Genomic DNA, 12,155 nt, shown 5'->3' with positions numbered 1-12,155 from the left:
TCCTCAATGTCCGAGATAGGCTTCGATGACAGCAGGGTTCTTGCGGACCTCGTCGGGCCGCCCCATCGCCAGTATCTTGCCCTCCGCCATCACCATCACGCGCGAGCACAGCGACATCACGAACTCCATGTTGTGCTCGATCACGACGAAGGTGGCGTTCTTCTCGCGGTTGATCGCGACCAGGCGGTCCTTCAGATCGGCCAGCATCGACGGGTTGACGCCGCCGGCGGGCTCGTCGAGCAGCACCAGGCGCGGGCCGCCCATGAAGGCCATGGCGGCGTCGAGCAGTTTTTGCTGGCCATAGGAGAGCCCGCCGGCCGGCTCGTCGGCGAGATGGTCGAGCTTGAAGAAGCCGATCATCTGGTTGGCGGTCTCCGTCAATCCGGCATCGGAGCGGCCGACCAGGCGCGAGGCCATGTTGCCCTGGTGCTCCTGGCCCGCGAGGATCAGGTTCTCGCGCACCGAGAGCTTTGGAAACACCTGCAGCAGCTGGAAGGTGCGGCTGACCCCGAGCTTGTTGAGCTCGGCGGGGCGCAGGCCCGTGACGACCTTGCCGTCGAGCTTGACCTCGCCGCCTGACGGGGTGAGCTGGCCGAGGATGCAGTTGAACAGCGTGGACTTGCCGCAGCCGTTCGGACCGATCAGGCCGAGGATCTCGCCCTCGCGGACGTCGAAGGAGACGCCGTCGACGGCGCTGATACCGCCAAAATTCTTCTTGATGTCGGTGACTTCGAGGACCGCACTCATTGCGCCGTCTCCAGGCGGGATTTTGCGACGGCGCGCAGCGCGGAGGCCGCCTTGGTGCGGCGCTCGGCGAGATAGCGGTCGAGGATTCCCAAAATGCCGGTCGGCGACCAGATCAGCAGCAGCATCACCGCCACCGCGTAGAGCATCAGGTAATAGCCTTCGGTGAAGCGCAGCCATTCCGGCAGCAGCACCGCGATCATCGCGCCAAGGAACGGTCCGAGATAGAAGCCCGCGCCGCCGACGATCACCATCATCAGAAGGTCGAGCGAGAGCGACAGGTTGAAGGGAACAGGGTCGATATATTGCGTCAGCGGCGCATACAGCGCGCCGGCGACGCCGCCGAGCGCCGAGCCGATCGCGAACGCCATCAGCGTGTAGCGCCTTGTGTCGATGCCGAGCGACTGCGCGCGCAGCGGGTTTTCGCGCAGCGCCATGAAGGCGCGGCCCCAGGGGGATCGGATCAGCCACCACACCGCCAGCGACACGATCGCGAGCGCGCCGAGGCAGACATAATAGAAAGGCAGCGGCTTGTTGGTCGCGAGACCGAAGATATGCGGACGCGGGATGTTGGAGATGCCGTAGATGCCGCCGGTGAGCCAGCTCTCGTTGCGGAACACCAGGAAGGCGAGGGTGGAGAAGGCGAGCGTGACGAAGGCGAGGTAGTGGTGCTGCACGCGCAGCGCGGGGTAGCCGAGCACCCAGCCGACCGCGAAGCTCAGCACGATGGCGACGACGATCGCCGCCGGCAGCGGCCAGCCATGCGTGGTCATGATCGCGGCGGCATAGGCGCCAATGCCGACGAAGGCGCCCTGCGCCAGCGAGACCTGGCCGGCATAGCCGAGCGTGAGGTTGAGGCCCATCGCAGCGATGGTCATCACCGCCCATTGGCTCAGGATGAACAGGCCGTAGCGGTTGAAGTTCATGGGGACGATGATCAGGCCGGCGATGACGATCAGGCCGAGCGCGATCTTCAGGGGCTTGGCAAAGCTGCTCATACCGTGCGCTCCTCGGCGCGGCCGAGCAGTCCTTGCGGCCGGAACAGGATGACGACGATCAGGAAGATCAGCGGCACTGCAGCGCGGTATTGCGTCGAGACGTAGCTGGCCGCGAGATTGTCGAGCACGCCGATCAGCAGGCCGCCGGCGATCGCGCCGCGCACCTGGTTGAAGCCGCCGACGATCGCCGCGATGAAGGCGGCCTGCCCCAGCACCTCGCCGGACGAGAACTTTGCGAGATAAATCGGCGTGATCAAAAGCGAGGCCAGCGCGACCAGGAAGGCGTTGATCAGGAAGGTCAGCAGGATCATCCGTTCCACGGGCACGCCGATGATGCGGGCCACCGTCGGATTCTGCGCCGCCGCCTGCATCTGGTGACCGAGCGAGGTGCGGTTGAGAAGCGCGGTCAAGCCGAACACGGCAACGATGGCGACGACGAGCACGCCGATGCTCTGCAGCGAGACCGCGTGGCCGAGGATAGAGACGTCGCCGGTCGGCACGATCGAGGGGAAGGGCGAAGCCTCGGCGCTGAAGAACTGCTTGACCGCTTCCTTGAGGCCGATCGCCAGCGCCATGGTCGCAATCGCCAGCGGCAGCACGCCGTGCCGCATCATGGGGTCGACCAGCAGCAGCTTGAAGCCGAGTCCGAGCAGGATCATCGAGAGCAGGATGCCGAGGATGATCGCGAGCCAGAACGGCGCGCCGGCATGCATCGCCGCCAGCATCAAAAATGCCGGCAGCATCACGAACTCGCCTTGCGCGAAATTGATGGTCTGCGAGGTCTGCCACAGCAGCGTGAAGCCGACCGCGACCAGCGCGTAGATCGCGCCGGTGGCGAGCCCTGCGACCAGTAGATCGAATAGGTTGGACATTTTCTCCCCTCGTGTCCCTCGCCCCGTTCTTACGGGGAGAGGCATAGGCGGCCTGTGGCCGCCGTTCTAAAGAAAGCCGATACAGGGCATCGGCTATGGTGAGGGGCTCTTTCCGCAAGCTCATCTCTCACCGTCTTCGCAGAACCACCCCGCACCCCACCCTTTCCCCGCGAAGAGCGGGGTGAGGGAGCGAGAGATCTCTCCCCGCATCCGCCTTCGCTAAAGCTTCGGCGGGACAAGTGCGGGGAGAGGCGAAGAAACCTTCACTTCACCTTGGGCAGCACCTGCTTCACGACCTGCTTGCCTTCGACCACTTCGACCAGAAAACTCTGGCGGTCGATGTCGCCGGTGTCGCTGAAGGTGACGTCCATCAGGATGCCCGGCTCGTCCGCGGCCTTGATGGTGAGGCCGTGCAGCGTCTCGGCAAACTTCTTCGGGTCGACCTTGCCCATCTTCTCGGTGGTGGCCTTCACCATGTAGACGGCGAGATAGCCTTTCAGGCCGTTATGATCAGGGACGTAATTGTACTTCTTGGAAAACTTCTCGCGGAATGCCTTGATCAAATCGACCGGCGCGTCGGTGGTGAGGCCGACGTGGCCGCGCGCGCCGTTGGCGGCGTCGCCGGCGAGCTCGATCACCTTCTGGCCGATCAGCGTGGTCTCGCCCATCAGCGGCGCGGTGACGCCCTGGCGCTTCAGCTCCTTCAGGATGCGTGCGCTCTCTTCCTCATTCAGGTAGACGAACACGGCATCCGGATTGGCGGCCTTGATCTTGCCGACGTCGGCGGCGAAATCGGCCTGGCCCGCCTCGGTCGAGAGATCGGCGACCACCTTGGAGCCGAGCCGGTCGAGCTCCTTGACGACGACGTCGCGGCCGCCGCGGCCGAAGTCATTGTTGACCCACACCACCGCGACCGTCTTCGCCTTCATGTCGTCGTGGATGTATTTTGCGACCTTCGGCATCGAGGATTGCTGGCCGAACGAGGTGCGGAACAGGAATTTGTTGCCAGCCTGCGTCAGCTCGGCGGCTTCGCCACCCATGATCTGCGCGATGCCGGCTTCGGCCGCGAGCGGCGCGGTCACCTTGACCGAGCCGGAATAGCCGGGCCCGAGCAGCACGTAGGGCTCGGCGTCGAGCGCCTTCTGCACCTGGGCGCGGGCGACGCCGGGGTTGGATTGCGAGTCGGCATGGGTCACTTCCAGCTTGCGGCCGAGCACGCCGCCCTTGGCGTTGATCTCCTCGATGGCGAGGTCGATGCCGTTCTTCCAGTTGGTGCCGACGGTGGCGCCGCCGCCCGAGAGCTCGGCGACGTCGGCGAGCTTGATCGCCTGGGCGTGGACGCTGGTTGCAGTCGCGAAGGCAAGCAGAGCGCCTGCCAGGATGGTCGATTTCATGGTTTCTCCTCCCATTTCCTCTGATGTTATTCGCGGCCTTGTGTCGGCCGCTTCGGTTTACGCTGCGTGATAGGCCGAGCTTCGTGCCGCCATCACCTCGTCGAATGCCTCTCCCATGACCTCGGTCGATGGGGCAAGGCCCGTGAACAGTTCGAAAGCGTCGGCCGCCTGATAGATCGCGAGCTCCCGCCCGGTCATGATCCGCGCGCCCTTGGCTTGTGCCGCCGCCAGCAGCGGCGTGATCAACGGCGAGTAGACGGCATCCGCCACCCACAATTTCTCATGCAGCAGCGCGGCCGCAACCGGCATGCCGCGGTCCGGCAGCATGCCGACCGGCGTGCCGTTGACGAGACCGGTTGCGCCGCGCAGCGCATCCTCGACGCTCGCGGCGATCCTCGCGCCACCCCGCGGTGCAAGCAGGGAGACGAGCGCCGCCGCGCGCGCCGGCTCGCTGTCGAAAATGCGGATGTCGGAAACTTTCAGGCTCGCCAGCGCAAACGCGATCGCCTTGCCGACGCCGCCGGCGCCGATCACTGCAACGGCGTTCCCTGCGGCCGCCAGCAGCGGCGCCACCGCGCGCGCAAAGCCCGTGGTGTCGGTGTTGTGGCCGGTCAGGCGGCCGTCTTTGACGACGACGGTGTTGACCGCGCCCATGCTGGCTGCACCCGGCGCCAGCTCGTCGAGCAGCGGAACCACAGCTTCCTTGTAGGGGTAGGTGACATTGACGCCGGCAAAGCCGAGCCGCCGCACGCCCTCGAGCATCATGCGAAGCCCCGCCGCATCGGCGCCGGCGACCTCGATCAGCTGGTAGTGGCCGCGCAGTCCGAGCGCTTCGGCCGCGCGCTCATGCATGGCGGGGGACGCGGAATGCGCGATCGGCGCGCCGATCAGGCCGGTGAGGAGCTTCTTGCTGGCGGCGTATCCGCGCTTGGACATGGTTCGCTATCGTCTCAAAGGGAACGTTCGGTCCCGGCCAATTAGCGGGGAAATCCCCGCAAGTCCAAGGGCAGTTCCTGGCGCGACGATAGCCTTTCCCCCGCCTAACACAATTACCCTTTTATCGGGCAAACCTAACATGATGTTATTTCTTCCGTCCGCGCGTGCCGCCAGCCTTGCCGTTGCCGCGGGACGGCTCGACCGCGCGCATCTCGGTACGCAGCTGCTCGATGAAATACTCGGCATGGAGCGACAGCGGCGCGCCGCGCTTGACCGCGATGTAGGTATCGAACCGCGTCGGCTCGGTGATCTTCAGAAGCTCGATCCCGGGATAGCCGCCATGGGCCACCGTGAACTGGTCGATGATGGCGATGCCGAGGCCCGCCTTCACCAGCGCGCAGACCGTGGTGCCGAACCGCGCGCGGATGGTGATGTCGTAGGCGAGACGGTTGCGCGCAAAGATCTCGGCCATGATCCGCCCGTAGGGATCGTTGGGATCGATGCCGATCAGCGGATAGCGGGTGATCTCGGCGGCCGAGACCTGCTTGCGGCCGGCGAGCTCGTGCCCCGGCGGCACGATGCAGTACAGCTCGCCCGAGGCCAGCGGCATGAAGTCGAGCCCGGAATGCTCCAGCCGGTAGCTCATCGCCACGCACTCGCCGCGGCCGAGCAGGAGATAGTCGATGGCCTCCTCGAGCTTGAGGATGTTGATATCGATGCCGAGATCGGGATAGCGGCGCCGGACGCGCTCGATCGCGCGCGGCACCATCACCTGCGAGATGCTCGGCACCGAGCCGATCCGCAGCTCCGACAGGCCGCCGCGGCCGATCTTGGAGATGATCTCGGAGAGATCGTCGACCTTCTTGTAGACGCCGTTGATCTGCTCGAAGATGCTCTCGGCTTCCGGCGTCGGGAAGTAACGTCCGTTCTGGCGCTGGAAGAAGCGGATGCCGAGCGAGCGCTCGGTGTACTTGACGAGGCGGCTGATGCCCGGCGCCGAGACGTTGAGCAGCTTCGCCGCGCCGCCGATGGTCCCCGTCACCATCACGGCACGGATCACTTCAACCTGGCGCAGCGTCATCATGCTCTTGGCACCCGAAAGAGGATCGTGGCGGCGATCATCTCACGAGAGCCGTGATGGCATCCAGCGGCAAGTGGGTGACGATGTGGACGGAAGCGGCAAGCCGCTCTCGTGTCCCGGACGCGCTGCAACGCGTCTAGCGCTTCGGCGCAGAGCCGGGACCCAGGAAGCCGGAGGATTTGTTGCGGATGGATGGGCCCTGGCTCTGCGGCGCATCGTCGAAGAGAGGCTGCGCTGCGTCCGGGGCGCGAGAGCCGGCTTCATCAACCTTCTTCACGAGAAGGGAGCTGAACTTCGCTGTCAGACGGTTTCGACTAGAATCCGCGCGTTCGGATGAAAGGGCTGCATCGTTGCGCGACCTGTCTCGCCGGCGTCGTCCAGCGCAGCAGCGTTCTAGCTCGCCGGCCCTTCCGGCAATGCGCTCTCAGCCAGGTCCTCGCGCTCGCCTTGCAGCACCTCGCGCGCGAACTCGATGATCTTCTGCTTGTTTGCCGTTTCGCGGACGGCGAAAAACACGCGGTTCAATTCCAGGCCGAGCACGCTGTTGAGGGCGATGTCCTCGTCTTCCATCGTGGTTTTCCCGCTTCGGTCGCCTCAGGTGTATCGTGACGTCAATTCTGCCACAAGTAGTTTAAATCTTCAGGGCGGATGAGCACCGGGAAACTACGGCCGCAGCGAATTGAGGCAGTCCCCGAATACGTGCTATACGAGGGCCGTGTGGGTCAGGAAACGCACCGATGTCCGCCGTCGATTATGGCCGCGAAGCGCTCGACTTCATTGAGGGGCTTGGAGCCTATACCAAGGTTCCGGACGCCATGGACGCGCTTGCAACCGCGTTCGGCCGGTACGGCTTCGAGCATATCATCGTAACAGGATTGCCGAATCCCGATCAGCGCTTTTCCCAGATGGTGCTCGCCAAGAAGTGGCCGGCCGAGTGGTTCAGCCTCTACACCCAAAAGAGCTACGACCGTGTCGATCCCGTGATCCGCAAATGCCGGCAGACGGTGAATCCTTTCGAGTGGTCCGAGGCGCCGTATGATCCGGAGCTGGAGCCGGGCGCGGTGGAGGTGATGCGGCGCGCTGCCGATTTCCGCATGTCGCGCGGCTTCGTCGTGCCGATCCACGGCTTGACGGGCTACGAGGCCGGCGTCTCGCTCGGTGGCGTTCATCTCGATCTCAATGCGCGCAGTAAGCCGGCGCTGCACCTGATCGGGATGTACGGGTTTGACCACATTCGCCGTCTGCTCGATCCGGCGCCGCATCCATCGATGCGCCTTACCCCGCGCGAGCGCGAGGTGCTCGCCTGGGCCTCGCAGGGCAAGTCGGCCTGGGAAATCGGCGAGATCCTGCACATCACGCAGCGCACGGCCGAAGAGCATCTTGCAACCGCTGCGCGCAAGCTTGGTGCCGTCAACCGGACGCATGCGGTCGCGATCGCGATCCGCCACAGAATCATCATTCCCTGAAATCCGCGCCTACTGGGAAATTTCCCAATAGTCGGTTTCGCCGTTTTCCGTGAGGATTCCCCCATTATTTCGAACAATGGGGGAGTAAATGATTCATGTGATTTCTGCCGTTAACCGGCACCTCTACGAGGATGTTCTTGAGCAACATTTCAGGGTGCGCCACGAGATTTTCGTCGAGGAGCGCAAATGGGAGGCGCTGCGCAAGCCCGATGGCCGCGAGATCGACACTTACGACAATGAGGACGCGATCTACCTGCTGGCTCTCGAAAACCGCCGGGTGCTCGGCGGCTCCCGCCTGTATCCGACCACCAAGCCGACGATGATGAGTGAGATCTTCCCGCATCTCGCCGCGGTGCGCGGTTGCCCCTCGGACCCGCTGGTCTGGGAGTGGTCGCGCTTCTTTGTTTCGCGCGAGCGCCGCGACGGCGCGTTCAATCTGCAATTGATGGCGGCGGCGCAGGAGTTCTGTCTGGATCAGGGGATCGAGCGTCTCTGTCTCGTCATGGAGACTTGGTGGTTGCCCCGCTTCCATGACATCGGCTTCGTCGTGACCCCGCTGGGATTGCCGGCATTGATCGAGAACTCCTGGACCATGGCGGCGTCCATCGAGGTCCGCCAGGAATCGCTCGATGTCGTGCGCGAACGTATCGGGATGAAGGATGTCGTGTGCCAGGACGGCCCGCGTCTGGACGCCGTCGCCCGTGCCAACCTCTGCGGCGCTGCTGCCGCACAACGAAAGAGTGCCTGAGATGTCGGACATGATGCGGGACAGCCAGATCATGGCGCAGACCAGGGACGAGAATCTCGGCTACATGTCGGACATGGCGCTCGAGCTGGCGCAGATGGCGGAAGACACCGGATTGGCGACGCTCGCCTATCTGTTCCGGATGGCGGCGCTGGAGGCCTCGACGGCCAACAGCGTGCTCGCCGAACCGGATGAACTTCCCCAGCAGATGACGTCGCACTAGACGCAATCCTTCCTTGCATTCCGACGAAGTCGCGCCCTCTCGCCGGCCCACCGGCGAGAGGGTCATCGTTTGGGTGCGGCAGGTTGCCCCAGCCGGCGCGGCAGCCTTCTTGCAGGATCATTTTGACCGCATGCATCGGCATGCAACAAAGTGCATGTTTGGTGTCGAATCGCTCTTGCCTCGGAACGATACTGCCATTACCCATTTTTCCGCCTTGAACAGGCAGGGGGAGCTCTTTCACTGATGGCGACCGTGTTCGAACATCGGCGCGACACCGCGTGCGCCTGAAAGAGTCTTGATGCTGCTCGTCGTCGAACAGTTCCTGAACGGATTGCAGTTCGGCCTGCTGCTGTTCCTGCTCGCCGCCGGCCTGACGCTGGTGTTCGGGATCATGGATCTCGTCAACCTGGCGCACGGCTCGCTCTACATGATGGGCGCCTATTTCGCCGCGACCTTCGCGGCGTGGACCGGCAGCTTCCTGCTCGGGGCGCTGATGGCGCTGGGGGCCACGCTGGTGCTCGGCATCGTGCTGGAGATGAGCGCGCTGCGGCATCTCTATGGCCGCGACCATCTCGACCATGTGCTGGCGACCTTCGGCCTGATCCTGTTCTTCAACGAAGCCGTGCGGCTGATCTGGGGCCCGGCCGGCCTTGCGCTGCCGCTGCCGGCCTGGCTCACCGTGCCGGTGCCGATCCTGCCCGGCATTCACTATCCCGCCTATCGGCTCGCCATCATCGTGGTGGCGCTGCTGGTGGCGCTGCTGCTCTATCTCGGCGTGATGCGTACCCGTATCGGCATGCTGATCCGCGCCGGCGCCTCCAACCGCGAGATGATCGGGGCGCTCGGCATCAACATCAAGCTGCTCTACACGCTGGTGTTCGGCCTGGGTGCCGCGCTCGCGGGCCTGGCCGGCCTGATGCAGGCGCCGATCCTCACCGTGCAGATCGGCATGGGCGAGAACATCCTGATCCTCGCTTTCGTCATCATCGTGATCGGCGGCATCGGCTCGATCCGCGGCGCGTTCCTCGCCGCGATCTTCGTCGGCATGATCGACACGCTCGGCCGCGCCTTCCTGCCCAATCTGCTGCGGCAGGTGCTGAGCGGCGCCGCTGCCTCCACCGCCGCGCCCGCGCTGTCCTCCATGCTGATCTATCTCCTCATGGCGATCGTGCTGGTGGTTCGGCCGGAGGGGCTGTTTCCGGCCAACCGTCGATGAAGTCTTTCACTGTGAGCAAGGCCGTCACGGCCCTGATGCTGGCGGGCCTCGTGCTGCTGCCGCTCTATTCGCAGCTTTCCGGCAACATCTTCATCCTGACGCTGTTCACCCGCATCATCATCCTGGCGCTGGCGGCCGCCAGCCTCAACCTCATCATGGGTTTTGGCGGCATGATGAGTTTTGGCCACGCCGCCTATCTCGGCATCGGCGGCTATGCCGTCGGCATGCTGGCGCAGGAAGGCGTCGGCAGCGGCTTCATCCAGTTTCCGGTCGCGCTCGCGGCGTCCGCGCTCTATGCGCTCGTGATCGGCGCGCTCTCCTTGCGCACCCGCGGCGTCTATTTCATCATGATCACGCTCGCCTTCGCGCAGATGGCCTATTACGTCGCCTCGGGGCTGGCGCGCTACGGCGGCGATGACGGCCTCACCGTCTACAAGCGCAGCGACTTCTCCGGGCTGGTCAACCTGTCGAACCGCACGCAGTTCTATTATCTCTGCCTCGCCTGCCTCCTCGGCGTCATCTTCCTGATCTGGCGCATCGTCAATTCGCGCTTCGGCCTCGTCCTGCAGGGCCTGCGCTCCAACGAGCAGCGCATGCAGGCGATCGGCTTCCCGGCAAAGCGCTACAAGCTCGTCTGCTTCGTCATTTCAGGGACCATGTGCGGCCTCGCCGGCGCGCTGCTCGCCAACAACACCGATTTCGTCAGCCCGGCCGTGATGTACTGGACCCGCTCAGGCGACCTCATGGTGATGGTGATTCTCGGCGGCATGGGCACGCTGTTCGGCCCGATCATGGGCGCGGTGGTGTTCCTGCTGCTGGAGGAATTTCTGTCGCAGATCACCGAATATTGGGCGCTGATCATGGGACCGCTGCTGCTGCTGATCGTGCTGTTCGGGCGCGGCGGCATCATGGGCATGCTGGGGAGGGCCGGCCGTGGCTGAACCCCTGCTTCGTGTCGAAAAGCTGGTGCGCCGCTTCGGCGGCATCGTTGCGACGGATAACGTCTCGCTCGACGTCGCTAGCGGCGAACTGCACGCCATCATCGGCCCGAACGGCGCCGGCAAGACCACGCTGATCAGCCAGCTCACCGGGCATCTCGAACCGCATTCCGGCAGCGTCTCGTTGGGCGGCCGCGACATCACCTATCTGCCCGCCTATCGCCGCTGCGCGCTGGGCCTCGCGCGTTCGTTCCAGATCACCTCGCTGCTGCTCGACTTCACCGCCGCCGACAATGTCGCGCTGGCGGCGCAGGCCCATGCCGGCACCTCGTTCCGCTTCTTCGCCGATGCCCGCAAGGAGAAGGGTCTGCGCGATACCGCCCACGCCGCGCTCGATCGCGTCGGCCTGTTGCATCGCGCAGATGTCCTGGTGTCGAAACTCAGCCATGGCGAGCGGCGCCAGATCGAGCTCGCGGTCGCGCTCGCCAGCAAGCCGAAGCTGCTGCTGCTCGACGAGCCCATGGCCGGTCTCGGCGTCACCGAATCCCAGGGCATGGTGAAGCTGCTCCAGGAACTGCGGAAGGAAGTCTCGATCGTGCTGGTCGAGCACGACATGCCGGCGGTGTTCGCGCTTGCCGACCGCATCACGGTGCTGGTCTATGGCCGCGTCATCGCCTCGGGCGATCCGGCCGCGATCCGTGCCAACGAGGACGTCAAGCGCGCCTATCTCGGCGACCAGCACGTGGTGACGCATCATGGCTGACACGCTGCTCGAGGTCGACGGCATCGAGACCTGCTACGGCCTCTCCCAGGTGCTGTTCGGCCTGTCGCTGTCGATCAAGCCGGGCGAGATGGTCTCGCTGATGGGCCGCAACGGCATGGGCAAGACCACGACCATCCGCTCGATCATGGGCCTGACGCCGGCGCGATCAGGCAGCATTCGTTTCGCGGGCGCCGAGGTCAGGCAGCTTCCCTCCTACAGGATCGCAAAGCTCGGTGTCGGCCTGGTCCCCGAGGGGCGCCAGATCTTCCCGAACCTCACCGTGCGCGAAAACCTGGTCGCGGCCGCCGCCGACCGCTTCAGCAGCCCCAATCCCTGGACGCTGGCCGCGATCTACGTGATGTTTCCGCGCCTTGCCGAGCGTGCCGCCAACATGGGCAACCAGCTCTCCGGCGGCGAGCAGCAGATGCTCGCGATCGGCCGTGCGCTGATGACCAATCCAAAGCTCCTGATCCTGGACGAAGCGACCGAAGGCCTCGCGCCGCTGATCCGCGAAGAAATCTGGAACTGCCTGTCGCTGCTCAAGAGCCGCGGGCAGTCGATCCTGGTCGTCGACAAGAACGTCGACCACCTCGCCCGTATCTGCGACCGCCACTTCATCATCGAGCGCGGCAAGACGATGTGGAGCGGCACTTCCGATCAGCTGTTGGCGGAACCGGATCTCCAGCACAAATATCTGGGCATCTGAAGCGCGTTCCTGCCGACCGCGCGCAATGCGCGGACTCTCTTCGAGCGAATCCAGTTTCGAATCCCTCCAAACC

General features: G+C 64.7%; 14 protein-coding genes. 7 read left to right on the top strand and 7 right to left on the bottom strand.

The window, feature by feature from the left end; all coding sequences use genetic code 11:
- Positions 1–3: 3 nt before the first annotated feature.
- The 7 genes from AABA84_RS18730 to AABA84_RS18700 all read right to left on the bottom strand — a co-directional run bounded on the left by AABA84_RS18730 (position 4) and on the right by AABA84_RS18700 (position 6,595).
- Positions 4–747: an ABC transporter ATP-binding protein gene (locus AABA84_RS18730; protein WP_338312703.1), complete on the bottom strand. Its 744-nt coding sequence runs from the start codon at positions 745–747 to the stop codon at positions 4–6.
- Positions 744–1,742, bottom strand: coding sequence for a branched-chain amino acid ABC transporter permease (locus AABA84_RS18725; RefSeq protein WP_338312702.1), 999 nt, complete (start codon positions 1,740–1,742; stop codon positions 744–746). Before AABA84_RS18725 ends, AABA84_RS18730 begins: the two co-directional genes overlap by 4 nt.
- Positions 1,739–2,614: a branched-chain amino acid ABC transporter permease gene (locus tag AABA84_RS18720; RefSeq protein WP_338312701.1), complete on the bottom strand. Its 876-nt coding sequence runs from the start codon at positions 2,612–2,614 to the stop codon at positions 1,739–1,741. The genes AABA84_RS18725 and AABA84_RS18720 overlap by 4 nt, the downstream gene beginning before the upstream one ends.
- A 263-nt stretch (positions 2,615–2,877) precedes the next feature.
- On the bottom strand, positions 2,878–4,008 hold the full coding sequence (locus tag AABA84_RS18715) for an ABC transporter substrate-binding protein (RefSeq protein WP_338312700.1): 1,131 nt from the start codon (positions 4,006–4,008) through the stop codon (positions 2,878–2,880).
- A 57-nt stretch (positions 4,009–4,065) separates the two neighbouring features.
- On the bottom strand, positions 4,066–4,944 hold the full coding sequence (locus AABA84_RS18710) for a shikimate dehydrogenase (RefSeq protein WP_338312699.1): 879 nt from the start codon (positions 4,942–4,944) through the stop codon (positions 4,066–4,068).
- 145 nt (positions 4,945–5,089) lie between these two features.
- The gene (locus AABA84_RS18705) at positions 5,090–6,028 is read right to left on the bottom strand and encodes a LysR family transcriptional regulator (RefSeq protein WP_338312698.1); all 939 of its coding nucleotides are present in this window, start codon (positions 6,026–6,028) and stop codon (positions 5,090–5,092) included.
- Positions 6,029–6,418: 390 nt separating this feature from the next.
- Complete coding sequence (locus AABA84_RS18700; protein WP_338312697.1) at positions 6,419–6,595, bottom strand: hypothetical protein; 177 nt, start codon at positions 6,593–6,595, stop codon at positions 6,419–6,421.
- A gap of 167 nt (positions 6,596–6,762) precedes the next feature.
- On the opposite strand from AABA84_RS18700, the gene AABA84_RS18695 reads away from it, so the two are divergent.
- The 7 genes from AABA84_RS18695 to AABA84_RS18665 all read left to right on the top strand — a co-directional run bounded on the left by AABA84_RS18695 (position 6,763) and on the right by AABA84_RS18665 (position 12,082).
- Positions 6,763–7,491, top strand: a complete 729-nt coding sequence (locus tag AABA84_RS18695; protein ID WP_091965875.1) for a LuxR family transcriptional regulator — start codon at positions 6,763–6,765, stop codon at positions 7,489–7,491.
- Between the two features lie 88 nt (positions 7,492–7,579).
- Positions 7,580–8,239 (top strand): acyl-homoserine-lactone synthase, encoded by a 660-nt coding sequence (locus AABA84_RS18690; protein ID WP_212243953.1) that lies wholly within the window; start codon positions 7,580–7,582, stop codon positions 8,237–8,239.
- 1 nt (position 8,240) lies between these two features.
- A complete protein-coding gene (locus AABA84_RS18685) occupies positions 8,241–8,459 on the top strand; it encodes a hypothetical protein (protein WP_212243955.1) in 219 nt (72 codons plus the stop codon).
- A 298-nt stretch (positions 8,460–8,757) separates the two neighbouring features.
- Entirely contained in the window at positions 8,758–9,675 is a 918-nt protein-coding gene (locus AABA84_RS18680) for a branched-chain amino acid ABC transporter permease (RefSeq protein WP_028139755.1), read from the top strand.
- Positions 9,672–10,616, top strand: a complete 945-nt coding sequence (locus tag AABA84_RS18675; RefSeq protein WP_212243957.1) for a branched-chain amino acid ABC transporter permease — start codon at positions 9,672–9,674, stop codon at positions 10,614–10,616. The genes AABA84_RS18680 and AABA84_RS18675 overlap by 4 nt, the downstream gene beginning before the upstream one ends.
- Complete coding sequence (locus AABA84_RS18670; protein WP_212243959.1) at positions 10,609–11,376, top strand: ABC transporter ATP-binding protein; 768 nt, start codon at positions 10,609–10,611, stop codon at positions 11,374–11,376. The genes AABA84_RS18675 and AABA84_RS18670 overlap by 8 nt, the downstream gene beginning before the upstream one ends.
- The gene (locus tag AABA84_RS18665) at positions 11,369–12,082 is read left to right on the top strand and encodes an ABC transporter ATP-binding protein (RefSeq protein ID WP_212243960.1); all 714 of its coding nucleotides are present in this window, start codon (positions 11,369–11,371) and stop codon (positions 12,080–12,082) included. The genes AABA84_RS18670 and AABA84_RS18665 overlap by 8 nt, the downstream gene beginning before the upstream one ends.
- Positions 12,083–12,155: the final 73 nt, after the last annotated feature.

This window comes from Bradyrhizobium sp. TM239 (assembly GCF_036247985.1).
Lineage (GTDB): Bacteria > Pseudomonadota > Alphaproteobacteria > Rhizobiales > Xanthobacteraceae > Bradyrhizobium > Bradyrhizobium ottawaense.
The sequence above is the reverse complement of the archived record's forward strand: the minus strand, read 5'-3'. Positions and strand labels throughout refer to the sequence as shown.